The organism is Flavobacterium plantiphilum, from assembly GCF_046000495.1.
Lineage (GTDB): Bacteria > Bacteroidota > Bacteroidia > Flavobacteriales > Flavobacteriaceae > Flavobacterium > Flavobacterium plantiphilum.
Genome location: NZ_JBELQA010000006.1, coordinates 45,417 through 68,865, shown reverse-complemented (window position 1 = coordinate 68,865; position 23,449 = coordinate 45,417). Strand labels below are relative to the sequence as shown.

Here is a 23,449-nt window from a genome sequence, read left to right as displayed (position 1 = left end):
GTCAATTATTATATTTGTGACCAATGTATATTTTTAAGTAAACCAAAACAAAAAAAGAGAATGACATTAATAAAATCAATATCAGGAATTCGGGGAACTATTGGCGGTAAAGTAGGGGATAATCTTACTCCTGTTGATGCCGTAAAATTTGCATCCGCTTATGGAACCTGGTTAAAAAACAGTCAGACTACAGCTGCGACAGAATCAAAATTAAAAGTAGTAGTAGGACGCGACGCCCGTATTTCTGGGCCGATGATTCATAATTTAGTGGTGAATACATTGATAGGTTTAGGAATAGATGTAATCGATTTAGGTTTGTCAACAACGCCTACGGTTGAAGTTGCTGTACCGCTTGAAAAAGCGAATGGAGGAATTATTTTAACCGCTTCACACAATCCAAAACAATGGAATGCCTTAAAATTATTAAATGAAAAAGGAGAATTTTTAAACGGTGTTGAAGGTGAAAAAATCCTTCATATTGCCGAAGCCGAAGCTTTTGATTTTTCTGATGTGGATAGTTTAGGCGAAATTACCCAAAATGATGCTTATATGGATATTCATATTGATGAAATATTGAATTTACCATTGGTAGATGTAGAGGCTGTTAAGGCGGCTAAATTTAAAGTTGTTGTTGATGGCGTAAATTCTTCAGGAGGAATTATTATTCCTAAATTGTTAGAATTAATGGGAGTTGAAGTAGTAAAATTATACTGCGAACCTAACGGACATTTTCCTCATAACCCGGAACCTTTAAAAGAACATCTGACAGATATTTGCGAATTAGTTGTAAAAGAAAAGGCGCATCTTGGGGTAGTAGTTGATCCTGATGTAGACCGTCTGGCTTTTATAAGTGATGATGGCGAAATGTTTGGTGAAGAATATACGCTGGTAGCCTGTGCCGATTATGTGCTGAGTAAAACACCAGGCAATACCGTTTCTAATATGTCTTCTTCCCGTGCATTACGCGATGTAACAAATGCTCATAATGGAAGTTATGAAGCAAGTGCTGTGGGAGAAGTAAATGTGGTAGAACTGATGAAGAAAAATAATGCCATTATTGGAGGTGAAGGAAATGGCGGAATTATCTATCCTGAATCCCATTATGGTCGTGACAGTTTAGTGGGAGTAGCGTTGTTCTTAACACATTTGGCAAACAAGAAAATGAGTGTGGCAGCTTTGCGTGCTTCTTATCCGGAGTATTATATGAGCAAAAATAAAATAGAATTAACACCACAAATTGATGTTGATGCGATATTGGTCGCTATGACTGAAAAATATAAAAATGAAGATATTACGACCATTGACGGTGTCAAAATTGACTTTGCTGACGAATGGGTGCATTTAAGAAAATCGAATACTGAACCGATTATTCGTATTTATACCGAAGCACCATCACAGGCGCAGGCAGATGCTTTAGCGTTACGTATTATTGACGAAATTAAAGCAGTAGCAGGAATTTAAATTTTTGGAATTTTTCAAAAAAAAAATAACCCTTTCAGAATTTGATTTCTGAAAGGGTTTATTATTTAATCCCAATTATTTGATGATGATACCGCTATTTTTCCTCCTCCGGTAAAGAACAGCGTAATTCCTCCGGCTATATATAATCCTAATAATTCTAATTGCCAGCCTCCATTTTCATTGAGTAAAAATAGTTGTTCACTATGCACTAAAAACAGCGCAAATAAAGCACCTAAAACATATACGATAGAAGCAATCCGGGTTCTGAATCCAATCAGAATTAATATTGGTGCTATAATTTCAGTAAAGTATACACCATAAGAAAGTAAAGATGGCAAGCCTTTATCAACCAGCATATCTCCAATGAAAGAGGTATGTCCTATTTTCGCAATTCCGTGTAATAACATTAATCCTCCGGTAGCGATACGAAGGATCAGTAAACCTAAATCAGTGTTTTTAGTCATAAATTTATTTTTGCAGGTTAAGTAAAATTTTATGGGGAAACTTTTTCAAATATAGCTTAATATTTACAAAAAAATAATATATCTGTTTAAAAATTCACTCTGAAACTTACGTTTGGTGTAAGCGCCAGCGAATAATTATTGATTTCAATGGCTTTTCCGGAAGTATCCGGATCAACTTTGTAATACCGATTAATGGTATTGTTTTGATTCGTAACATTAATAATTCCTGCCCGCAAAGTGGTTTTTACAGTTGGTGTGAAATTAAAATGATAGCTTATAGAAGTATCTAAACGAAAAAAATCATCCAGATTCAGGCTGTTCGGCGCATCATAATTTACAAAAGTGTTGTTGCCGTTTTGTACGGTTTCATTTCCTTCAACAGGTTTGGTATATGGAATACCATTGCGCCATATTCCTCCAACAGACACCTTTAAATTATTATAAACAGTATAATTAAATCCAAATGTTACCGAATGCCGAATATCCAGATTATTCGGGAAAGTGGACGGGGTAAAACTTTCAAAATTATAATTATTATTGTTAAAAGTATAGCTAATCCACGTACTGTATCGTGTAGTGGTTTTATTAATAAGAAATTCAATTCCTTTATTGGTATAACTGCCGTTTGCTTTTTTAAATTGAAAATTATTATAAAAACCCTGATTAGAAGCTGTAATTCCGTCCACAATTTTGTAAAATCCTGTTAACTCAATATTCCAGTTGTTGGTGTTAAAATCAATCCCTGTTGAGAACTGTTTGCTTCTGGCAATCGGAATTTCATTATTATCCACCAGTTGCCAGCGTCTTTTTTCGACTCCCAGAAAATCATCTTCAAAATCAATAATCTGGGTTGTAGTCTGGTTTTTAAGTTCGCCTTCTACTTTTAGAGCCAGTTCCTTGGTGAGTTTTTGTCTGAAATTAATTCTGGGTTCGAATAACAATTTGTCAAATTTCTGAAAATAATTTATGCGCATTCCCAGCCTTACATAGCTGTTTTTTTTATTGTATTCAATTTCAGAAAAAAAGGCATGATTTAATAATACTTTCTTTTTAGTACTGGAATAAAAAGGTGCGCTCACACGGGTCTGATTCAGCATTCCCGTTTCGTTAATCTGGTAACCGTTTAATAATTTTAAATTGGGATTAAAGTCATAGTATACATTTAGTTTGGTTCCTGTTTCAATAACTTCATTAGCTTCTGATAAAAGCTGATCTTCACTGACTCTGTAATCTCTTGCATCAATATTATATCTGGAAAAATAGCTGCTTACAAAACTGCTTAATCTGCTATTCCATTGTGCTTTCCAGTTTCCGCCGTAGCCAGTGTTTTTTTGCGAAAGCGAACTGGTTTTGGTAGTGTTTTGATTTTGATTTTCAGCATAATTTAACGCATTATTAATTCCGATAAAATTAGCTCTGAACTGATGATTCTCGTTCAAGTCAAAAAGAATTTTAGCGGTATAATCATAAAATGAAAAATCAGAATCACTGTTTTTAGCTGCGTTATCGGCATTTATTTCACTGTCCTGAAAACTTTTTTTGTAATAATTAGAATAGGCAGGAGTGTTAACCATATCTGTGATGGAATGACGGGCAGAAAGATCGATTTCCAGATTTTTAGTGAGTGGAATTTCTATATAAGCATCTGCGCTGATGAGATTAATGCCTGCTCCACCCGAAATTTTGTTTTTAATTTCGTTATTGGTACTCATCTTAATCATACTGGAAACACCATCGCTGTATTCCGCACTCGTTCCGTTTTTAGTAACCACTACTTTTTGGGTCAGATTGGGATTATAAGCTGATATTAACCCAAAAAAATGTCCGGAATGATACATTTTTATATTATCCCAAAGCATTAAATTCTGATCATTTGTTCCTCCCCGAACATTGATATTGGCAATACTTTCGTTACTGCTTTCAATTCCGGGCAGTGTTTGTATGGATTGTAAAATATCAGGCTCCGTAAGTCCGGGAAGAATGCCAAATTTTTTTGTATTTAACACCGTACTTCCATCGGTGGTTTTTTGTAAACCAGAAGTCAGAAACAGACTGATTAAAACAGGATTCAGTTCTTCTTTAGATGATTTTAAATAAATTTCTTTGCATTTTTTGTTGATCGAAAAGAATTCTTTTGCTTTAAAATTTTTAGTTTCATAGCCGATATATGAAATTGAAATTGTTGCGTCAGCAGCAACGTCTTCCAGATTGAAACTTCCGTTTTTTGAACAGACAGTCCATTTTGAATTGTTGCTGATCCGGACAGAAGCTCCCGGGAGTGTAGTTTTTGATTCTTCGTCCAGGACCACTCCGCATACAGAGAATGATTTATTCAGTACAGAAATCGTAATATAACGCTGGTCTAATAATTTGAAATTTAAAGGAATTTTTGAGTTTAAATATTCCATTGTTTCCTGAAGACTAAGAGTTGCAGCAGGTTTTTCAATGTGAATACTGGCTACATCTTCCACAACATAAGAAAACTTTACATTAAATTGCTGTTCAATAGTTTGGATAATATCCGTTAGAGGAGTTTTAGAAGTCTGCTGTTGTGCATAACTAAAACTTATGATGAATAAAAAGTAAAATAACCATCTATTGCACTTCATATTTGTAGAATATAATAGTTTTTCCTTTGATACGATAACTTAATTGTAACGGAATAGTAATTGCTTCAAGAGCTGTTTTTTGATTATTATGTGTAAAACTTCCGGTAAATAATTTAGAAGTATCAATATCTTTAGTTTCTACTTTTATATCATACTGACGCTCAAATTCGGCAATAACCTGATTCAGAGGAATACGGGAAAAGCTGGATTCATGTTGCAGCCAGGATGGATTCTGAGCATTAAAATCCTCCGTTTTTTCAATTTGATTATTGATAACTCTAAAGGTCTTTCCCGGAGGGAGTTTTACCGTTTGGGTTTTATAAGTAACACTTACTAATCCTTCATAACAGCTTACCTCATAATAATTGCTGCGCTGTTTTACGTCAAAATGGGTTCCTAATACTTTGACAATTCCGTCAGTGGTTTTTACACTAAAGGTTTTTCCTTTTTGCACTTTAAAATAAGCTTCTCCTTCCAGCGTTAAATCCCGTTGTTTATTCCAGTCTTTTTTGCTGAAAATAATCTTTGAAGAAGCATTTAGTAACACCTGAGAATTGTCAGGAAGATAAAAACTTTTAGTTTGGGCAATTCCGGTGGTAAAAGTTTGTGTGGTATTATACAATAAGAAATAAGCTGTTGTTAATGCTACTATAAAAATTGCCGCAACTTTAAAGAAGTTTTTATAATTTAAGCTTCGGACTTTAGGTTCTTTTTTAGAAAGTTTTCGGTTTTTTAAAGCATCCAAAGCCTGTTGCGCATCTACTTTAGGTGTGGCAATATGAGCAGAATAATGAGCAATCTTTTTGATAGTATCAAAATCTTCAGATTGTTTTAAATCTTCCGTTTCTTTATCAGAAAGTGTTCCTTCTAACCATTTTAATATTTCTTTTTCCTTTTTCATTAGTTCCTCATTGTAAGGATAAGACAACTTTGTATAGTTTTACCCTACTTTTAAGTGAATTATATATTTTCGATTTGCTCTTTTAATATTTTCAAAGCAGCAGACATTCTTTTTTCAACCGCTTTTTGTGTGATACCTAATACATCAGCAATTTCCCTGTATTTTTTCCCGTCAATTCTGTTCATTAAAAAAACTTCTCTCTGCGCTTCACTTAAAGACGCAATGGCATTTTGAAGTTTAATTTTAAATTCTTCTTCTTCTAAAATATATTCGGGATTCTGATTGGTTTTATCGTGATAAGGCGTTTCTTTGGCGAAAGCCATTACTACTTTCTGATGTTTTATGGTGTTGAGAAATAAATTATTTACGGTAGTAAACAAATACGTTTTGACTTTTAAGAAATCAATCTGAGAACAGTTTTCCCAGATTTTAGCAAAAGCTTCCTGAACCAAATCTAAGGCAGCATCTGCATCACCTGATTTATAATAGGCGAAATTTGTTGCTGATTGTACATTTTTTATATAAAAGTCGCTGAAATGAGATTCTTCGCAAAGCGTATTTTTTTTCTCAGACATTCTTGTAGCAGGATTGGTTTTTGGTTATGGTAAAATTATATTATTTTTTTTGAAATCACTGTATTTATATGAAGCGTGTTTTTTATTAGATTTTAATTTACTGATTTTCAAGGTTGTTGGTTTTTATCTGTTTTTTTTAAATTTTTTAGGTAGGGTAAATTAAGAGACTGTTGTCTTACTTACAAATGCGAATAAATCGACATTAATAACTATTTAGAAAATATTAAATTTGTAACATTATGAAAACATTAAAATTAATTACCGGAATTGCATTGATGAGTATTTTTAGTTTAACATCATGCCAGAACGAAGTAGATGAGGTACAGGGAGATAATCCTAACACCAATACCGCTAACTCTACAACAGCAACTAATTTAAAAAGAGTAGCTATGTTTGACGGATCATCAGATGATTTTATTGATGGTTCTTCCTGTTCAGCTATTAAATTCCCTTTTATTGCTAAAATAAACGGAGTGAGTCTTACTTTTTTAAGTCAATTGAGTTTTGAACAGGCCATTTCTATTTTAGGAGAATTAAATAATAATGAGGATACAGTAGAAATTAAGTTTCCTGTGACACTTAAAATGAGTGATTATACTGAAGTAACAGTTAACAGCCAGGCGGAATATAATGCTATTGTAAATAATTGTGAAGAAGCAGAAAATGACGGAGAAGCGGCTATTTCATCTTTAAATATTAAGTATCCAATTACGCTATTAACTTATGATTCGAGTTTAGAGCAAACAGGAAGTGTGGTGATTACTTCTCAGGAGCAAATGTACAACTACATGATTAACATTAGCAGCACCGAATATTTTTCAGTAAAATACCCAATTTCAGTAACACTTGCCGATGGTTCTACGGAAGAATTAAATAGCGATGCCGAGTTAAAAGCGAGTATTACTGCTGCTTTGAATATTGAGTCTTCAATGGATGAAGCTGCTGAAGATAAAGAAGAATTAGAAGAAATATTAGTAAATGGTACTTTTAAAGTCAACTCATATATTAATGCAGGAATAGATTCGGCCGGGAATTATTTAGGATATACAATTGATTTTGCAAATGACTGGAAAATAAAATCAATGAATGCTTTAAGTGTTATTGCGACAGGAACTTATCAGGTGACTTCTGATACAGAATTATATTTGCAATTTGGATTTTTAGGTAATACTAATTTAAGTTTATTTAATAATACCTGGAAAGTAATCAGTTTTACAGACTCTACAATTACGCTGGAAAGTAAAACAAACAGTGCTGTGAAGTTAGTATTGAAAAAATAGTAATTGTTATTTGTTGGCTTTTACAATTTATAATTTATTTAAAATTGTATTTTTGAAATTCAGTTTAAAACCCATCATTAAATGAAGAAAATATTTGTTGCTATTAGCTTGATTTTTTTAGTAGCAACTTCCTGCTCTAAAGATTCAGATGAGGAATTGGATGGAGTTGTAAAAGCCAACAATAAAAAAACATTAGGTACTTCGGCACATGATTTATTATCAGAAGATAAATTTGACAGCATGTTACTTGAAGTGGTTTATGTAGAAGGTTTTGAACCTTCGGCAACAGCAATAAATAATTTTGTCGCTTTTTTAAATACCAGAATTTACAAAACAGCCGGAATTAATGTAGTAAAAAGAGCGATTCCTTCTCCGGGTAACGAAACCTATACTAACGCTCAGATTGTTGCTATAGAAGATGCTAACAGACAACATTATAATACCGGAAGTGAAATTGCAGTCTGGGCATTTTTTGCCGATGGAAAATCGGCGAGTGATACTGATACCGCTGTGGTTTTAGGTACTGCTTACAGAAATACTTCATTTGTAATCTATGAAAATACAGTTCGGAAATTAAGTAATTCTCCTTTTAAGCCCAGCAGAACAGTATTAGAAACGACAGTAATAAATCATGAGTTTGGGCATATTTTAGGGTTGACCAATGCCGGGACAGCTTTGCAGTCAGACCATGAGGATCCCGATCATAAAAGACATTGTAAGGTATCGACTTGCTTAATGTTTTGGGAATCAGAATCAGGAAATGTTCTGGGTGGAGTTGTACCTCAATTAGACGCACAATGCATTGCTGATCTTCGTGCCAATGGAGGAAAATAGCATTTTTGTATGATATAAAAAAGGGAATTAAAAGCTTAAAACGCTGTTTGATTCCCTTTTTTTTTAATGATGGTGTTTCCATCTTTTATGTGTCCAGAAATAATATTCAGGAGCTTCATATATTTGTTTTTCTACTTCTTTAATATACCGGTGAATGATTTCATAATTAGGAAGTGACTTAGGATCATCCGTTATAGGAATTAATGTCATTTCGTAATACCCTCTTTTTACTTTTTTTACTTTGGCAAAAAGAACATTCAGATTGTATTTTTTCGATAATAATTCAGGACCAATATGAACCGGAGTTTCAATTCCCATAAAACTTTCCCAATGTGCTATCTGAGCTCTCTTTGGCGATTGGTCACTGGCAAGTCCGTAGACGGACAAAATTCCTTTTCGGTTGTTGTTAGCCATTAATGGAATGGTTTTGTCGGTTGAAACTAATTCCGTTTTATATTTGGAACGAATATCCCGTGTTAATTTATCAAAATAAGGATTGGCTATTTTTTTATAAACCGCAATTCCCTGATACGACAATTGTATGTTGAAAGAAAGTAACCATTCCCAGCTGGCGTAATGAGAAGCTAAAAGCATAATACTTTTATCTTTTGCTTCGTATTCCCGGACTAACTCAATATTGGTAATCTTAAATCTTTTGCTCATTTCTTCCGCAGACATAGTCATGGTTTTTGCCATTTCCATAAACATATCGCAGAAATGTCTGTAGAATTTTTTTTCTATAGCTAAGTGTTCTTTGGCAGTAAGATGTGGTAACGCTATTTTTAAATTTTCTCTGACGGTTTTTTTACGATAGCCTATGATATAATAAACTACAAAATACATGATGTCAGAAACCCAGTAAAAAATTTGGAAAGGCAAAATCGATATCAACCAGAGTAACGGGTAAGCGATTATAAAAATTAAAAATTGCATGCAGTATTTTTTTAGCAAATATAAGTCAAAAATGAATAACCTTAATAAAATGGAGTTCCTTAGCCTTTGAGTGTCACGGAATGATTATATTTACCAATCATAATAAAAATAATACATGAACAGCTTTTTGATTACTTTAATTGTTGCCAATGTGCTTTTTAGTTACAAAGGATTTAATGATTATTCTTTTTTTAGAAAATATGAATTTCATACAGGGAGTATTCTTTCCGGGGAAAAAATCCGAATGTTAACTTCTGCATTTCTGCATGCTGATATTGCTCATCTGGCTTTTAATATGATTACACTTTATTTTTTTGCACCTGTAGTAATCGCTTATTTAGGTAATATTCATTTTCTTATTATTTATTTCTCAAGTTTGCTTTTTGGAAGTTTACTTACATTAATTTTGCATAAAAATGATTATAATTACAGAGCTATTGGAGCTTCAGGAGCAGTAACGGGAATTTTGTATTCGGCAATTTTATTGCGACCGGATATGATGTTGGGAATCTTTTTCATCATTCCAATGCCGGCTTATGTATTTGGAATTTTATATTTAATGTATTCCATTTACGGAATGCGGGCTAAAAATGACAATATAGGACATACCGCACACTTTGGCGGAGCGATAGGCGGTTATTTAATTACATTATTATTTTATCCGGATTTGATCTGGCTACAGCCACTGATGGTCATATTGTTAACAATTCCTATAATACTTCTTTTTATTTTAATAAAACTAAAGAAGCTTTAATGGCACAAATTTTGAATATTATCTGAAAATTTTAAAAAGTATAAAAAATGAAAAATGTAGTCGTATTTCTATCCGTACTGTTTATGACCGTATCTTATGGTCAGGAGATAAAACAAGTTCCTCAAATAAGTGTTTCAGGTGAAGGAAAGGTAAAAGTCATTCCTGATGAAGCTACCATTTCAGCAACGGTTGAAACCAGAGGGAATGTTGCTAAAGATGTCAAAAAACAAAATGACGAACAAGTGGAAGCTGTTTTGAAATTAATTAAAAAAATGAATATTGCTTCCGCAGATTTCAGAACACAACGTGTGGCGTTAAATCCGATATACGATAGCGACAAAAAGAAAACCACTTATAATGCTACACAAACCATTGAAATTATCGTCAGAGATTTAAATAAATATGACGAATTAATGGAAGGTTTAGTAAATCAGGGAATCAACAGAATTGATAATGTGGTTTTTCAATCGTCTAAATTAGCTCAATATGAATCAGAAGCCCGAAAATTAGCCATGAAAGAGGCAAAGCACAAAGCCGAAGATTATGTGTCAGTTTTAGGACAAAAAATAGGACGCGCTATGACCATATCTGACAATACCCAGACTTACACTCCGCAACCGGTGTATGCAAGATTTAAAACTATGGCAATGGAAAGCGATTCAGCTGCACCAAGAGAAACTCTTGCCGCAGGAGAAATTACCATTACGGCTAATGTGAGTGTGAATTTTATATTAGAATAAAAAAAATAGAATAACTAAAAAAGCCAGTAAAATTATTTTTACTGGCTTTTTTTTATATCAATTAAGATTAAATGAATTAATCCTGATTAGTTACTTTTCTATAAGGAAAAGCATTAAAGATATGTCTTTTTGCAAATCTTGCAGGAGAATCAGCATTCACCATTTTTACATAAGTTGCTTTAGGAACACTGATGTATTCATAAACACTACCATTAGAAAAATTGATAATCAATCTTCCTTCTACAAATTTGTAATCTGTAACTGTCGCCGTAGCAATAGTTTCTTTGTACTCAGGTAAGTTTGCTTTAATAGTTTCAGGATTGATGCTTACTAAAAAATGGTAAGCTTCAATAATTTTTTTACTATTTTCTTCGGCCGCTTTTAAACCAGCTTCATCTCCCTGAAATTTATCAGGATGTGCTTCTTTCATCGCGTTGCGATAAATGGTTTTTAAATCTTTTAGCTGTGCAGTTTTGTCTACATTTAAGAGCTTGCGGTATTCAACTATTTTTTTCATAAATTAAGGTAACTACTTGTCTTTTATTGAGGAAACAGATGTTTTTCGGTTTCAAAATCGACAATTTTTTTGCAAAGGTACACTTTTTTTTAAATTTTACTTTATCAATAAAAAAAAAGAAAAAAGATTTTATTCTGCTAACATTCAGATTGTCAGTTGTTATTGTTCCGGCTTATTGTTTGCTTTGTCAAAGTTTTTAGATTTTTTAGGATATTTATTATGACTGATGTCACTTGGGTTTTCGATGACTGATTTTATGGTAATCCAATCACCAACAGCATGTTTAGCCATAACCATTTTATAATCTAATAAGTATTCTCCACAAAAAAAGTTGTTGTTTTCATCTTTTTCAATAATTCCTGTATATACTCCTTTTTGTAACATCTTTCCTTCTGAAGCTTTGCTCATAATCTTTATTTTTAAATTTAAGTGCAAAGTTAATCATTTATTAATCGCTGCAGGCAGTTTTATGTTTTCTGAGTATCTTTGCGCTCATGCAAAAAAACTTTAAACCCCATCCTAATTCTTTTAAAAACACCTTTTGTGTCTTTCACGAAGTCCTTCCGGATGTTTTAGACGGCTTAAAAGTACAGTTTGAAAGCAAAGCAGGGAGCAGTTATTATTACACTGAGGAAGGAATGTATCGCGTTTCTAATCATTGGGGACGTTTGGCTAACAGTAAATGGCGATTAGTGGCTATGGATCCGGAAACAGAATCCAAATATAAAACAGGTTTTGCAAAATGGGATTGTTTTTATCCGGATAATGCAACAGATAAATTGTATTATTTAGAAATGGATTATGGTAAAAACACCGTTAATTATCAACACCGGATGAATCCGCTTTATGATCAAAAAGCAATATTGCGTACTAGTGCGGAAACGACCAAAAGAATCAAACAAATTAGAAATTTACTTCAATTGACTTCCTGGGCAAAACATTTTGACTGTGATGATATTGCTCTTTTGAGAACGTTAATTATCGAAGATTTGATTTATACCGATAATACACTGGAAGAGATCAAAAAAAAGGTGGCTCTTAAAATTTAGTTTGTTGTAATTTTTATTAAGTCGTTTAAACTTATGGGTTTTGACATGTATCCCAGAATTACCGGATTGTTTTTTGCCCTTTCTTTATCTTCAATTGCTATAGAAGAACTGGAAATATAAATTTTAATTTCAGCCTGAATTTGCGGTTTCAAAACAAGTATTTCATCCATAAAGCCCCAGCCGTCAAGAACCGGCATTTCAATATCTAAAAGAATGACATCCGGGAAATTTCCTTTTTCGGCAATAATCTGTTTCAGGGAATTGATTGCTTCGTATCCATTTGAAAAAGAATGTACATTAGAAAAAAGTCCCGATTTACCGATGATTTTTTTCATGATAATTTGATAAATAGGATCATCATCTACAACCCAGATGCTTTTTTGGTTCATGATATATAAACTTTAAAAGTGGTTCCTAAATCAGGCTTACTTTCTACAGTTATACTGCCTCCCATAGCGTCAATTTGATTTTTGGTAATAAACAGACCAATGCCTTTAGCCTCTTTGTGGTTACTGAATGTTTTATACATTCCAAAAATTTTATGCCCGTTTTTATCAAGATCAATACCTATTCCGTTATCAGATACCTTCAGTACGGTTTTTTCGTTTTCAGTGTAACAGTCAATATAAATTTCAGGATGTCTTTCCGGATGACTGTAACGGATGGCATTTGAAATAAGGTTATATAAAATACTTTGAAGATAAGCTGGATTATAGTTTATTTGAATGGCTTCGTCAATGGAAGAAATTATGTTTACTCCTTTTAATTCAATTTGGTCAGCAAGAATATTGATTGTATTATCGATATATTGTTTCAGATTCAGATCTTCGGTTACAATACCTACATTAGTCTGGATATTAACAACTTCATTCAGGTTTAACATTGTTTCATTTAATGAATCGGAAACGGATTTTAATAATTGTATCATTTCTTCTTTTTCTTCTTCGGATTCTGAGTGTTCAATTAAATCAACAATAGAGGAAATGTTGCTGGTATGAGATCTTAAATTATGAGAAACAATATATGAAAAATTCAAAAGACGTTTATTTTGTTCGGTAACCAGATGGAATGAATTGTTTAAATCTTTTTCAATTTCTTTGGTTTTAGTAACATCAATCATAATGCCTCTTAATCTTTGGGCTTCGCCATTTTCAACAATTACATTAACAATATCTCTTACCCAAACAATGGAGCCGTCTTTAGCAATCATCCGGTATTCAAAATCATGATTTAATTTTTTGCTGGTTTGTTCGTAACAAAATGACAAGGCAGATTCTTTATCAGCAGGATAAATATGATCAATCCAAAAATTTGGTGTATTGATCCATTCCTGAGAAGTAAAGCCTAAAATATCTTCCACTTTTTTACTGATAAAATTAAATTCTAATGTTTTGGCATCACATTCCCACACAATTCCATCAATGGTATTAATGAGGGATTCTATTCTTTTCTGCGAATTATAAATAGCTTCTTCTGCAAGTTTACGCTGGGTTACATCTTCTGCAATAGCAATATGGTTTGTAGGAAATGAATTGACTTCCCAAAGAGGAGAAACAGTAAGCTTAATCCAGATAGTAGCACCTGATTTTGTAATATGTCTTCTTTCAGTAGCATATTCTCTGATTATTCCTTGACGGAGTTTTTCAAAATTTGCAAGAGATTCTTCTAAATCATCAGGATGAACTATAGCCTGAATGTTTTTTTGTTTTATTTCCTGTTCTGTGTAGCCCAGCAAATCACAATATTTTTTATTAGCTTCTAAAAGCTGACCCGTAACAGTATCAACATAGGTAATTCCTACTGCAGCCTGATCAAAAACACTTTTAAATTTAATTTCATTTTTTAAAAGTTTCGCCGCCTGTTCTTTAAGTAATTTTTCTAATTCTGCCGGTTTTCTAAAAAAAGAAGTAGTCAGAAATCCAATCAGTAAAGCTAAAATCAAAGCCAGAAGGCTACGAACTGTAAAAGTAAATAATAACTCATTAGGTTTTTTATTGACAAGGTAAAGTGTCCAGTCACCATCAGGAACTATTGAAACAACTGCATTTTCAGGATTTAATTTTTCTGATGTTTCTAAAAAAAAGGTTTCTTTATGAGTAAGAGGATTGACTTTCGAAATTTGGAAAAAATATTTCGACGGATCAATTTTTTTTATTTCCGGTTTATTGAGTAAAGTATTAAAGCGGATAATAACTGCTGAAAAACCCCAAAAACGGTTTTCCTTATAAATGGCTATACGGCCTAAGATGCCTAATCCACCCTGTTTTAATTCAAACGGACCTGCAAAATACATTCTTTTTGTCTGAATGGCTTTGAGAGCTTCTGCACGATACTTTTTATTGTTGAGAATATCAATTCCCAGGGCAGCCTGATTTTCTTTTAACGGATAAGTATAGCGTATAATTCCGTCGGGCACCAGTTGTACAGCGTCTATGTTGCTGTCTGCCTCCAGAATTTTTTTACCTACTGCCTCAAAATTTTCCGGTATTCCTTTATCATTAATAGTTAATGCTAACGTCAGAGCATCGACATAATTTTTTTTTAAAGATTGATCTATGCTTTTGTGTATTGCTTCAAGAATAGTATGCATCTCATCGTGCTTGACCTTTTTTTCAATATGATACTGCTGATAAATAATTAAAGAAAAAATAGTACAAAAAAATAAAAAGACCAGCGTCCCAATCAATTTTGGTTTTAATTTGAACCAATTGCCTGAATTTGTGTTTGATTTAATAAAATTCATTTTACAAAGAAGCTAAGAGTTTTTATTTTTTGTCAAGCTAATTACTAAAAATTAAATGATAATGTAATGAATTTATCCAAATCTATGAAAAAAAAATAAAAAAAAAGGAAAATTGATTCCTGGTTTGCTAATTTATAAAAAGTATAAATTCAGATTTTTTTTAAAAGCAGAAATAAAATTTTAGTAACAGGCTGGTCTCCAATTAATAGATAATAAAAAGATTTTATTGAAATTTCTATATAAAAATGATGAACTTTGTGCATTATAAAACAGATAAGCTTTATTTTTATTTAATAAATAAGGATAGAATTATAATCTGAAATTTTAAAGGAGCTGATTATGGGAAGAAACAATGAAAGAAATATTAAAAAGCACAATGATAAGCTTCACAAAGCACAAGCTAAAACAAAACAAGCGGAGTTATCCAGAAAAGAAAAACTAAAAGAAATAGTGAAAAAATTTAATGAAAATAATCCTTCCGCAGGAAATTAATAAAATACATTATGGAAAACGATAAATACAGTTTGCTAAAAGCAGAGGTTCAGGAAATAATTGATTTGATTGCGGCTAAAAATGCTAAAGAGGCCAATAATAAATTGGCCGAAGTAAGTGAACAGCTTGATGAATTATTAGATACTTCGGATGAAGACGAAGATTTAATAGAAATTAGTAAATATCAGGTTTTATTAAATCAATTGTATCAAAGAATAGTGGCTCTTAATGGTCACGCATAAGTTTTCATAGTATGAATGGATGTTATTGTAATTCGCAAAAAATATTTAAAGATTGCTGTGAACCTTATCTTAAAGGATCAAAACAGGCTCCAACAGCCGAAGCTTTAATGCGTTCCCGCTATAGCGCTTATGCTACCCATCATGCCGATTATCTGATGGCAACCACTCATGTTTCGCAAAGAGATTTACATTCTAAAGAGGATATTCTGCTTTGGTCAACCTGCAATCAATGGCAAAAATTAGAAGTATTAAAGACAACTGCAACTACCGTTGAATTCAAAGCTTATTATTTGGATACCAATAAAAAAACACATATCCATCATGAATTTTCCACCTTTGTTCAGGAAGAAGGAAGCTGGTATTATGTAGATGGAGAATATTATTGATTTTAGAGGTTGTTTAAATTCATCTTAATTATCCCAAATTCCTAAAGGATATAATTTTGATGAATTTTTAAGAAATTTTCTGTCCCTTAGAGAAAGGGAAAAGAAAATTCTTTTTAACTTAAAATTAATAACTGTTTGCTTGAAGTACTCTTTAAAAAAATGTAATTTTAAAGCTATGGAAAAGAGCAATAAAAAAGGGTTTTTCTTTAAACAGTATCAGGCTCCCAATCAATCTCCATTTGATAAATTATTTGAAATTTTCAAAGAATTAATCACGCATACTTCCGGAGATTTTGATGAAGCTATTAGTTGGTTGCGAGAATTAGACGTTGAATACAAACTAACTGATGAAAATTATACTATCGATGATTTTATAGAAGACCTTAAGAAAAAAGGTTATATTAAAGATGAAGTCAAAGAAGATGGAACTCCGGGTTTAGGAATCACAGCAAAAACAGAAAGAGCCATTCGTCAGCAGGCTTTAGATCAGATTTTTGGAAAATTAAAACGTTCCGGAAGCGGAAATCATAAAACCAAACATTCCGGAAACGGCGATGAACATACAGGCGAATTCAGAGAGTTTCATTTTGGGGACAGTCTGGAACGTATTTCATTGACCGAAAGTTTACGAAATGCCCAAATTAATAATGGAGTTGAGCATTTTATGCTGACTGAAAATGATTTGGTTGTTGAAGATGCACAACACAAAGCGCAGATGAGTACGGTGCTGATGATCGATATCAGTCACAGTATGATTTTGTATGGTGAAGACCGTATTACACCGGCTAAAAAAGTAGCGATGGCGTTGGCCGAATTAATTACCACACGTTACCCAAAAGATACCTTAGATATTTTAGTTTTTGGAAATGATGCCTGGCCTATTGCTATTAAAGATTTACCTTATTTAAAAGTAGGTCCTTATCATACTAATACTGTAGCAGGTTTGCAATTAGCCATGGATATACTGAGAAGAAAACGCAATACCAACAAGCAAATTTTTATGATTACTGATGGAAAACCCAGTTGTGTAATAGAACGTGACGGTTCTTATTATATGAATAGTAATGGTTTAGACGAGTATATCGTGGATAAATGTTATACTCAGGCACAACAGGCCAGAAAACTCCATATTCCTATTACCACCTTTATGATTGCAAGTGATCCCTATTTGCAAAAATTTGTCAATAAATTTACCGAAGCCAATCAGGGAAAAGCTTTTTATACCGGTTTAAAAGGTTTGGGCGAAATGATTTTTGAAGATTATGAAACGAATAGGAAGAAGAGGTTAAAGTAGGTAGAAAATAGAATATAGAAAATAGAATATAGAAAATAGAATATAGAAAAAAGAAAAATATAGAATACAATGATAAGATAAGAATACAATTTTAAAATTATTCAATCTTTAAATCTTTAAATTTCAAAAATGAAAATACAAAATATAAATACTTTAGGAGAATTAAAAGCTTCGGGTTACCAAAGTAAAAGTATCAAAGATGAATTGCGTAACAATTTACGCGAAAAAATAAAAACAGGCCAAGTTGCTTTTGAAGGCGTTCATGGTTTTGAAAACACGGTAATTCCGGAGTTAGAACGCGCTATTTTGTCCCGTCATAATATCAATCTATTAGGACTACGCGGTCAGGCCAAAACCAGACTGGCCCGCAAAATGGTTGAATTGTTAGACGAATACATTCCGTATGTGAGCGGTTCTGAAATTAATGATGATCCTTTACGTCCTATTTCCCGGTTTGCAAAGGATTTAATTTTAGCCAAAGGCGATGAAACCCCAATTTCCTGGTTGCACCGAAGTGAAAGATTTTATGAAAAATTAGCCACTCCCGATGTGACTGTTGCTGATTTGATAGGAGATGTAGATCCTATAAAAGCAGCAAATTTAAAGCTTTCGTATGCTGATGATCGTGTGATTCATTTTGGGATGATTCCGCGTGCCAACCGCTGTATTTTTGTGATAAATGAATTACCTGATTTACAGGCCAGAATTCAGGTGGCTTTGTTTAATATTCTGCAGGAAGGCGATATCCAGATACGTGGATTTAAATTGCGGTTACCTCTTGATATGCAGTTTGTATTTACAGCAAACCCTGAAGATTATACAAATCGTGGAAGTATTGTGACACCTTTGAAAGATAGAATTGGTTCTCAGATATTAACCCATTATCCGGAGACTTTAAAAATAGCCAGAACTATTACGGAACAGGAAGCCAAATTAGATGCTACTCAAAATGATACTGTTTATGTTCCTTCATTAGCCAAAGATTTATTGGAACAAATTAGTTTTGAAGCTCGAGAAAGTGAATATATTGATCATAAAAGTGGTGTAAGTGCCCGAATGAGTATTACGGCTTATGAAAATTTATTGAGTACTGCTGAACGTCGTGCATTGAAAGCAGGAGTTGATAAAACGACTTTAAGATTGTCAGATTTTATGGGGATTATTCCTGCTATTACCGGAAAAGTTGAATTGGTTTACGAAGGAGAGCAGGAGGGAGCTGCTGCTGTTGCTGAACATTTGATTGCTGCTGCTGTAAAAACGATGTTTCCTGCTTATTTTCCTAAGATAGAAAAGCTGGAAAAACCAAATGATAAAACCCCTTATTCCGATTTAATTGAATGGTTTTTTGCCGAAAGCGGTTTTGAATTGCCGGATGATTGTACAGATGAAGAATATCAACAAATTTTAGGAGCTATCGTTCCTCTGGAAATTCTGGTAAAAGAATATCAAAGTGATTTAGCAAAAGAAGATAAATTTTTCATGAAAGAATTTATTCTTTGGGGATTAGTCGAATATCGAAAATTAAGCAAAGACAGGATTACCGAAGGGTATCAGTTTAAGGATATTTATGGAAGTTATATTAGTAAGTTGTAATTTTAGTTAAATAATAAGTTCTAATAGTTATGAAAAATATTCTATTTGTAATTTTTTCTTTGATTTCGTTTTCAGGATGGGCTTGTAGTTGCGGTCTCTTAAATATGACTGAAAAATATATTGAGTCTGATTTTGTGGCTATGGTAACTATAACTAAAATATATCCAAATGAAAAAAATGCTAATAGTTACAGAGCTGATATCAAAATAAACGATTTGTTTAAAGGTGAAAAGCTAAAATCTATATATGTTTATGGGAGAAGTGATAAAAGTATGGGGACATCTTGTGATATTTTTATTCCGGTAAACACAAAATTAGTAGCCTATGCCAGAAAAGATAGTGATGGGAATTATAGTGTTGGAATGTGTTCAGGTTTACTTTATTTAAATGGAAGAGATAGTAAGCGACAAGATATAGAATTGGAAATATTAGAAGTATTGAAGTCTAAAAATATTGATTATACAAATAAAACAAGGTATCTTGATATTACTAATTTCCGTGCTAATTTAAATCAGTTTAAAGGAATTCAGTTTGATAAAAAATATGGAATTTATGAAATAACTTTAGATCATGATTTGAAAAGTACACAGGTTAAAGAAATAAGTGGATTTGGAGGCGATATTGATGATGAAATGATTCAGATTTTAAGTAAAACAAAATGGCGTGTTTCTAATCCTAAATTGAAAGATGATATTGATAATAATAAATTATTAGTTGGAGTATATTATTATGAAGCAGATAAAGAAAACCCTTCTTTCTTGAGTGATTTTTATTTATGGTAATAAGTACTAAATATATTTTTTAGATAGTCTATGTGAGTTATATTTAGTTTACATTCGCTTGCTGGCTCTACTTGGAGCTATTGACAAAATGGAAAAGAATTTTGAGGCTTTAATTGCTTCGTATATTGAGAATAAAGTGGGGATTTCTGAACACTTTTTGAGCGATGAGTTGGCCAATAATTTAAAACAAAATTTATTTTCCTTAAACAAACAAAGTTTTTTGAAAGAAGCAGGAACAGGTAATTCAGAAGCTGTTGCCTATGATAGTGCTGTTCGAAGCGATTCTATTTACTGGTTGGATAAAAAGCATAATAATGAGTTTGAAAATGAGTTTTTCAAACAGATCGAAGATTTTATTCGTTACCTCAATCAAAGTTGCTACACCGGAATTACGGGCTATGAATTTCATTATTCCTTATACGAAAAAGGCGATTTTTATCTCAGGCATTTCGATCAGTTTCAAAACAATTCCAGTCGGAAGTTCTCGATGATTAGTTATTTAAACAGCAATTGGCAACCCGAAGATGGAGGAGAATTAATGATTCATCAGGATAATAACAATCAAAAAATAAGTCCAGTACAAGGAAAAACGGTTTTCTTTAAAAGTGACGAATTACTTCATGAAGTTTTACTAACAAATACTACCAGAATGAGTATTACGGGTTGGTTAAAATGCGATTAATTTTAAAAAGCTCCACGCAATTACTAAAAGACAATTGGTATGGAGCTTTATAAAAGGTATTTTTAAATCTTATTTTTTTAGAGTTGTTCGGCCATAATTAGCCACAACAGCCAAGCAAATTAAGGGTAAAATAAACGAAAAGTTTACTTCCGGAATAAAACCTAAAACTTTTACATCTGAAAATCCGGGGCCACCCCAGTCTAAAATGCTTCCTTGTAAAACCGGCATTAAAGCACCTCCTACAATCGCCATTACTAATCCTGCGGAACCAATTTTGGCTTCGTCTCCCATGTCTTTCAACGCAATCCCGTAAATTGTAGGAAACATAATTGACATGAATAATGAAATGCCTACTAAGCAGTACAAACCGGCAGTTCCGGAAAGTAAAATAGTTCCTGTACACAAAAGAACCCCTCCAATACCAAACAGCATTAATATTTTAGAAGGATTAATAGTTTTCATTAATGCTGTTCCAATCCATCTGCCTGTAAGGAAAATTATCATTGCCGAAATATTAAACCAGGAAGCTGTTAATTGTTGACTTTCCGGTAGGTTTTCGTTGATATTGTCGACATATTGGAAAATAAATGTCCAGCACATGATTTGAGCTCCTACATAAAATGCCTGAGCAATTACTCCCTGAATATAAGTCTTATTAGCAAATAACTTTTGGAAAGATTCAGAAATAGACATTTTATCATGATCCGCTGTTTTTGGGATTTTAGTAAAAATAATAATCGTCATAATTACTAAAACAACTCCTCCTAAAAGAAGGTAAGGAACACTAATTATTCCCAAATCGTTTTCACGAACTGCAGCTTTTGCAGTTTCAGATAAAGTATCATAAATTAAGGTTCCCGAAGCATCTTTATCGTCAGAACGCAAGGCTGAAATAACAAATTGCTGTGCCACAATCATTCCCATTAAGGAACCAACCGGATTGAAAGATTGTGCCAAATTTAATCGGCGAGTAGCTGTTTCTGTATCTCCTAAAGCTAAAATTAAAGGATTAGATGTTGTTTCTAAAAACGCTAGTCCACAGGTGATTACCCATAAGGATATTAAGAAAAAGTTATAGTCCTGATAAGCGGCAGCAGGGTAAAATAAAAATGCACCCGAAGCATACAGACAAAGCCCTAAAATAATTCCTGACTTGTAGCTGTATTTTCGAATGAATAAAGCTGCCGGCAAAGCCATAAAAAAATAGCCAAAATAGAATGCAAATTGTACAAGTGAGGCTTGCATGTTAGATAACTCAGGCATTACTTTCTTAAATGCAGAAACCATTGGGTTGGTCAAATCGTTAGCAACTCCCCACAAGGCAAATAAAGAAGTGATGATAATAAACGGGAAAAGTAGTTCCTTTTTTACTACAGGGATTTTTGAAGTTTTTGTCATTTGGTATACGTTTAATAATGGTTTTTGGTCTGGTTTGTCAAGAAAAAGAACAAATCCTATCAGAATAAGATTTGTTCTTTCACAGTTGAAATAGTATTATTCGGTTAGTAACGAGCGGTCTAAATGAACGTAACCACCGTCACAAAAGATGAATTGCCCTGTAGTATGTGATGATCTTTCTGAAATGGTAAACAAGCAGGTATCTGCAATTTCATCAGGTGTAGTCATTCTGTTTTCCAAAGGAATTTTTTTGACAATAGATTTCAGTTTTTCTTCACCGTTTTCCAGTGTTTTAATCCAGGTGTCATAAGCGGGAGTCCAGCTTTCGGCAATGATCACGGCATTCACTCTTATCGAATGCTTGATTAAATCTACGGCCCATTCGCGGGTTAAACCTAACACGCCACCTTTTGCAGCAGCATAACCCGAAGTACCACCCTGACCTGTTAAGCCTACTTTAGAACCAATATTTAAAATAGGTCCTTTCGATTCTTTCAGGTAAGGAAGTGCGTGTTTCACCGTTAGAAAATAACTCACCATATTGAGCTTTAAAGAATCCATAAATTCTTCATAAGAAGCATCTAATCCTGCACCGTCATTGACACCTACATTGTTGATTAAAGCATCAATTCGACCGTATTTTGCAGTAATTTCGGCAATTGCTTTTTCAATTTGCTCAGGATTAGTAACGTCTGTTTTGCAAAATAAGGCGTCAATTCCTTTTTGTTGTAATTCTTCTACATAGGCAAATCCACGATCATTTCTGTCAATCACAGCCGGAATGGCACCTTCGGCAGCTAGATGCTGTAAAATAGTTTCTCCTATACTTCCTTTAATTCCTGCAGCCCCGGTAATAACGACTACTTTTCCTTTTAATCCTAAATCCATTATTTATAAGTTATAAAAATTAATTGCATTCCCACCCATGATAGCGGCTTGCTCCTCTGAGCTTAATTTTGCAATAAATTGGGTTACTAATTCTTTTGTTTTTGTATAGTTTCCGGCGACTAAGCACACTGGCCAATCAGAACCAAATAAGATTCTGTCAGTGCCAAAAGCATCTAAAACCAATTGCATATAAGGCTCAATTTGTTCTGGTGTCCAAGTGTTGTAATCGGCTTCTGTGGTCATTCCGGATAATTTGCAATACACATTTGGATATTGACCTATTGTTTTTATTAAAGCTGCCCAACCATCATAAAACCCATCTTTTATGTATGGTTTTGCAATGTGATCAATAACGAATTTCTGATTTGGAAAACGGCGAACTAATTCTAATGCAGCGCCTAACTGATGTGGAAAAATTAAAATATCATAAGTGAAATTGTATTTTTCTAAAGCTGCAATTCCGTTTAGGAAATTGGGGCGAAGCATAAAATTATGATCGGCTTCACCTTGTACCACATGTCTGAATCCTTTTAGTTTTGGAAATTGACTATAGTGTTTAAAAACCGTGTCAATATCAGAGGCTCTTAAGTCAACCCAGCCTACAATTCCTTTGATAAAATCATTTTTTTTAGCTAAATCCAAAAGAAAATCCGTTTCGGCTAAGGTTTGGTCTGCCTGTACCGCTACACAACCATCAACGTCATTTTGCTGATAAACCAATTTTAAATCTTCAGGCAGAAAATTTTTACGAATGACTTTCATGTTATCGTCAATCCAGGCATGTTTTTCTGCTTCGTAAATCCAAAAATGCTGATGCGAATCTACTACCATA

25 protein-coding genes are annotated in these 23,449 nt (G+C 33.1%); 13 read left to right on the top strand and 12 right to left on the bottom strand.

What is annotated here, in order from left to right; genetic code table 11:
- Positions 1–60 precede the first annotated feature (60 nt).
- On the top strand, positions 61–1,461 hold the full coding sequence (glmM, locus tag ABS764_RS11285) for a phosphoglucosamine mutase (protein ID WP_408081906.1): 1,401 nt from the start codon (positions 61–63) through the stop codon (positions 1,459–1,461).
- Between the two features lie 65 nt (positions 1,462–1,526).
- On the opposite strand, the gene ABS764_RS11280 is transcribed toward glmM, so the two are convergent.
- The 4 genes from ABS764_RS11280 to ABS764_RS11265 all read right to left on the bottom strand — a co-directional run bounded on the left by ABS764_RS11280 (position 1,527) and on the right by ABS764_RS11265 (position 6,010).
- Entirely contained in the window at positions 1,527–1,925 is a 399-nt protein-coding gene (locus ABS764_RS11280) for a DoxX family protein (protein ID WP_408081905.1), read from the bottom strand.
- A gap of 86 nt (positions 1,926–2,011) precedes the next feature.
- The gene (locus ABS764_RS11275) at positions 2,012–4,534 is read right to left on the bottom strand and encodes a TonB-dependent receptor (RefSeq protein ID WP_408081904.1); all 2,523 of its coding nucleotides are present in this window, start codon (positions 4,532–4,534) and stop codon (positions 2,012–2,014) included.
- Positions 4,521–5,435, bottom strand: a complete 915-nt coding sequence (locus ABS764_RS11270) for a FecR family protein (RefSeq protein WP_408081903.1) — start codon at positions 5,433–5,435, stop codon at positions 4,521–4,523. The genes ABS764_RS11275 and ABS764_RS11270 overlap by 14 nt, the downstream gene beginning before the upstream one ends.
- 59 nt (positions 5,436–5,494) lie before the next feature.
- Positions 5,495–6,010: an RNA polymerase sigma factor gene (locus tag ABS764_RS11265; RefSeq protein ID WP_408081902.1), complete on the bottom strand. Its 516-nt coding sequence runs from the start codon at positions 6,008–6,010 to the stop codon at positions 5,495–5,497.
- A gap of 239 nt (positions 6,011–6,249) precedes the next feature.
- Between ABS764_RS11265 and ABS764_RS11260 the strand changes: the two genes are divergently transcribed.
- Positions 6,250–7,290, top strand: coding sequence for a hypothetical protein (locus ABS764_RS11260; RefSeq protein WP_408081901.1), 1,041 nt, complete (start codon positions 6,250–6,252; stop codon positions 7,288–7,290).
- Positions 7,291–7,371: 81 nt separating this feature from the next.
- The gene (locus tag ABS764_RS11255; protein WP_408081900.1) at positions 7,372–8,124 is read left to right on the top strand and encodes a membrane metalloprotease; all 753 of its coding nucleotides are present in this window, start codon (positions 7,372–7,374) and stop codon (positions 8,122–8,124) included.
- Between the two features lie 63 nt (positions 8,125–8,187).
- Here the strand turns inward: ABS764_RS11255 and ABS764_RS11250 are convergent, their stop codons facing one another.
- Entirely contained in the window at positions 8,188–9,057 is an 870-nt protein-coding gene (locus tag ABS764_RS11250) for a lysophospholipid acyltransferase family protein (RefSeq protein WP_408081899.1), read from the bottom strand.
- A 115-nt stretch (positions 9,058–9,172) separates the two neighbouring features.
- On the opposite strand from ABS764_RS11250, the gene ABS764_RS11245 reads away from it, so the two are divergent.
- Both ABS764_RS11245 and ABS764_RS11240 read left to right on the top strand, forming a co-directional pair.
- Complete coding sequence (locus tag ABS764_RS11245; RefSeq protein WP_408081898.1) at positions 9,173–9,811, top strand: rhomboid family intramembrane serine protease; 639 nt, start codon at positions 9,173–9,175, stop codon at positions 9,809–9,811.
- A gap of 47 nt (positions 9,812–9,858) precedes the next feature.
- Complete coding sequence (locus ABS764_RS11240) at positions 9,859–10,551, top strand: SIMPL domain-containing protein (protein ID WP_408081897.1); 693 nt, start codon at positions 9,859–9,861, stop codon at positions 10,549–10,551.
- A 76-nt stretch (positions 10,552–10,627) separates the two neighbouring features.
- On the opposite strand, the gene ABS764_RS11235 is transcribed toward ABS764_RS11240, so the two are convergent.
- Together ABS764_RS11235 and ABS764_RS11230 are read right to left on the bottom strand one after the other, a co-directional pair.
- Entirely contained in the window at positions 10,628–11,068 is a 441-nt protein-coding gene (locus tag ABS764_RS11235; protein WP_408081896.1) for a KTSC domain-containing protein, read from the bottom strand.
- A gap of 159 nt (positions 11,069–11,227) precedes the next feature.
- Positions 11,228–11,476 (bottom strand): hypothetical protein, encoded by a 249-nt coding sequence (locus ABS764_RS11230; protein ID WP_408081895.1) that lies wholly within the window; start codon positions 11,474–11,476, stop codon positions 11,228–11,230.
- 86 nt (positions 11,477–11,562) lie between these two features.
- Here ABS764_RS11230 and ABS764_RS11225 point away from each other — a divergent pair, with 86 nt between their 5' ends.
- Complete coding sequence (locus ABS764_RS11225) at positions 11,563–12,117, top strand: hypothetical protein (protein ID WP_408081894.1); 555 nt, start codon at positions 11,563–11,565, stop codon at positions 12,115–12,117.
- Here the strand turns inward: ABS764_RS11225 and ABS764_RS11220 are convergent.
- Together ABS764_RS11220 and ABS764_RS11215 are read right to left on the bottom strand one after the other, a co-directional pair.
- On the bottom strand, positions 12,114–12,506 hold the full coding sequence (locus ABS764_RS11220; protein WP_408081893.1) for a response regulator: 393 nt from the start codon (positions 12,504–12,506) through the stop codon (positions 12,114–12,116). The two genes, ABS764_RS11225 and ABS764_RS11220, sit on opposite strands and share 4 nt — an antisense overlap.
- The gene (locus tag ABS764_RS11215; RefSeq protein ID WP_408081892.1) at positions 12,503–14,860 is read right to left on the bottom strand and encodes a sensor histidine kinase; all 2,358 of its coding nucleotides are present in this window, start codon (positions 14,858–14,860) and stop codon (positions 12,503–12,505) included. Before ABS764_RS11215 ends, ABS764_RS11220 begins: the two co-directional genes overlap by 4 nt.
- Before the next feature lie 339 nt (positions 14,861–15,199).
- Between ABS764_RS11215 and ABS764_RS11210 the strand changes: the two genes are divergently transcribed.
- From ABS764_RS11210 to ABS764_RS11180, 7 genes are all read left to right on the top strand, one after another.
- Entirely contained in the window at positions 15,200–15,352 is a 153-nt protein-coding gene (locus tag ABS764_RS11210; protein ID WP_408081891.1) for a hypothetical protein, read from the top strand.
- Between the two features lie 11 nt (positions 15,353–15,363).
- Positions 15,364–15,594 (top strand): hypothetical protein, encoded by a 231-nt coding sequence (locus ABS764_RS11205; RefSeq protein WP_408081890.1) that lies wholly within the window; start codon positions 15,364–15,366, stop codon positions 15,592–15,594.
- Positions 15,595–15,605: 11 nt separating this feature from the next.
- The gene (locus ABS764_RS11200; RefSeq protein WP_408081889.1) at positions 15,606–15,980 is read left to right on the top strand and encodes a YchJ family protein; all 375 of its coding nucleotides are present in this window, start codon (positions 15,606–15,608) and stop codon (positions 15,978–15,980) included.
- A gap of 175 nt (positions 15,981–16,155) precedes the next feature.
- Positions 16,156–17,274, top strand: a complete 1,119-nt coding sequence (locus ABS764_RS11195; protein WP_408081888.1) for a vWA domain-containing protein — start codon at positions 16,156–16,158, stop codon at positions 17,272–17,274.
- A 129-nt stretch (positions 17,275–17,403) separates the two neighbouring features.
- A complete protein-coding gene (locus tag ABS764_RS11190) occupies positions 17,404–18,867 on the top strand; it encodes a magnesium chelatase (RefSeq protein ID WP_408081887.1) in 1,464 nt (487 codons plus the stop codon).
- Between the two features lie 104 nt (positions 18,868–18,971).
- On the top strand, positions 18,972–19,649 hold the full coding sequence (locus tag ABS764_RS11185) for a hypothetical protein (RefSeq protein ID WP_408081886.1): 678 nt from the start codon (positions 18,972–18,974) through the stop codon (positions 19,647–19,649).
- Positions 19,650–19,737: 88 nt separating this feature from the next.
- The gene (locus ABS764_RS11180; RefSeq protein WP_408081885.1) at positions 19,738–20,331 is read left to right on the top strand and encodes a 2OG-Fe(II) oxygenase; all 594 of its coding nucleotides are present in this window, start codon (positions 19,738–19,740) and stop codon (positions 20,329–20,331) included.
- 69 nt (positions 20,332–20,400) lie between these two features.
- Here ABS764_RS11180 and fucP read toward each other — a convergent pair whose 3' ends face one another.
- From fucP to ABS764_RS11165, 3 genes are all read right to left on the bottom strand, one after another.
- A complete protein-coding gene (fucP, locus tag ABS764_RS11175) occupies positions 20,401–21,729 on the bottom strand; it encodes an L-fucose:H+ symporter permease (RefSeq protein ID WP_408081884.1) in 1,329 nt (442 codons plus the stop codon).
- 96 nt (positions 21,730–21,825) lie between these two features.
- On the bottom strand, positions 21,826–22,617 hold the full coding sequence (locus tag ABS764_RS11170; protein ID WP_408081883.1) for an SDR family oxidoreductase: 792 nt from the start codon (positions 22,615–22,617) through the stop codon (positions 21,826–21,828).
- A gap of 3 nt (positions 22,618–22,620) precedes the next feature.
- Positions 22,621–23,448: an amidohydrolase family protein gene (locus ABS764_RS11165; protein WP_408081882.1), complete on the bottom strand. Its 828-nt coding sequence runs from the start codon at positions 23,446–23,448 to the stop codon at positions 22,621–22,623.
- Position 23,449: the final 1 nt, after the last annotated feature.

Excerpts from the sequence above, each read along its gene's own strand:
- ABS764_RS11270 (WP_408081903.1), bottom strand. The coding sequence starts at position 5,435 with ATGAAAAAGGAAAAAGAAATATTAAAATGGTTAGAAGGAACACTTTCT.
- ABS764_RS11275 (WP_408081904.1), bottom strand. The coding sequence starts at position 4,534 with ATGAAGTGCAATAGATGGTTATTTTACTTTTTATTCATCATAAGTTTT.
- ABS764_RS11280 (WP_408081905.1), bottom strand. The coding sequence starts at position 1,925 with ATGACTAAAAACACTGATTTAGGTTTACTGATCCTTCGTATCGCTACC.
- glmM (WP_408081906.1), top strand. The coding sequence starts at position 61 with ATGACATTAATAAAATCAATATCAGGAATTCGGGGAACTATTGGCGGT.
- ABS764_RS11165 (WP_408081882.1), bottom strand. The coding sequence starts at position 23,448 with ATGGTAGTAGATTCGCATCAGCATTTTTGGATTTACGAAGCAGAAAAA.
- ABS764_RS11240 (WP_408081897.1), top strand. The coding sequence starts at position 9,859 with ATGAAAAATGTAGTCGTATTTCTATCCGTACTGTTTATGACCGTATCT.
- ABS764_RS11225 (WP_408081894.1), top strand. The coding sequence starts at position 11,563 with ATGCAAAAAAACTTTAAACCCCATCCTAATTCTTTTAAAAACACCTTT.
- ABS764_RS11235 (WP_408081896.1), bottom strand. The coding sequence starts at position 11,068 with ATGAAAAAAATAGTTGAATACCGCAAGCTCTTAAATGTAGACAAAACT.
- ABS764_RS11245 (WP_408081898.1), top strand. The coding sequence starts at position 9,173 with ATGAACAGCTTTTTGATTACTTTAATTGTTGCCAATGTGCTTTTTAGT.
- ABS764_RS11215 (WP_408081892.1), bottom strand. The coding sequence starts at position 14,860 with ATGAATTTTATTAAATCAAACACAAATTCAGGCAATTGGTTCAAATTA.
- ABS764_RS11220 (WP_408081893.1), bottom strand. The coding sequence starts at position 12,506 with ATGAACCAAAAAAGCATCTGGGTTGTAGATGATGATCCTATTTATCAA.
- fucP (WP_408081884.1), bottom strand. The coding sequence starts at position 21,729 with ATGACAAAAACTTCAAAAATCCCTGTAGTAAAAAAGGAACTACTTTTC.
- ABS764_RS11205 (WP_408081890.1), top strand. The coding sequence starts at position 15,364 with ATGGAAAACGATAAATACAGTTTGCTAAAAGCAGAGGTTCAGGAAATA.
- ABS764_RS11230 (WP_408081895.1), bottom strand. The coding sequence starts at position 11,476 with ATGAGCAAAGCTTCAGAAGGAAAGATGTTACAAAAAGGAGTATATACA.
- ABS764_RS11210 (WP_408081891.1), top strand. The coding sequence starts at position 15,200 with ATGGGAAGAAACAATGAAAGAAATATTAAAAAGCACAATGATAAGCTT.
- ABS764_RS11190 (WP_408081887.1), top strand. The coding sequence starts at position 17,404 with ATGAAAATACAAAATATAAATACTTTAGGAGAATTAAAAGCTTCGGGT.
- ABS764_RS11200 (WP_408081889.1), top strand. The coding sequence starts at position 15,606 with ATGAATGGATGTTATTGTAATTCGCAAAAAATATTTAAAGATTGCTGT.
- ABS764_RS11195 (WP_408081888.1), top strand. The coding sequence starts at position 16,156 with ATGGAAAAGAGCAATAAAAAAGGGTTTTTCTTTAAACAGTATCAGGCT.
- ABS764_RS11180 (WP_408081885.1), top strand. The coding sequence starts at position 19,738 with ATGGAAAAGAATTTTGAGGCTTTAATTGCTTCGTATATTGAGAATAAA.
- ABS764_RS11255 (WP_408081900.1), top strand. The coding sequence starts at position 7,372 with ATGAAGAAAATATTTGTTGCTATTAGCTTGATTTTTTTAGTAGCAACT.
- ABS764_RS11260 (WP_408081901.1), top strand. The coding sequence starts at position 6,250 with ATGAAAACATTAAAATTAATTACCGGAATTGCATTGATGAGTATTTTT.
- ABS764_RS11265 (WP_408081902.1), bottom strand. The coding sequence starts at position 6,010 with ATGTCTGAGAAAAAAAATACGCTTTGCGAAGAATCTCATTTCAGCGAC.
- ABS764_RS11170 (WP_408081883.1), bottom strand. The coding sequence starts at position 22,617 with ATGGATTTAGGATTAAAAGGAAAAGTAGTCGTTATTACCGGGGCTGCA.
- ABS764_RS11250 (WP_408081899.1), bottom strand. The coding sequence starts at position 9,057 with ATGCAATTTTTAATTTTTATAATCGCTTACCCGTTACTCTGGTTGATA.
- ABS764_RS11185 (WP_408081886.1), top strand. The coding sequence starts at position 18,972 with ATGACTGAAAAATATATTGAGTCTGATTTTGTGGCTATGGTAACTATA.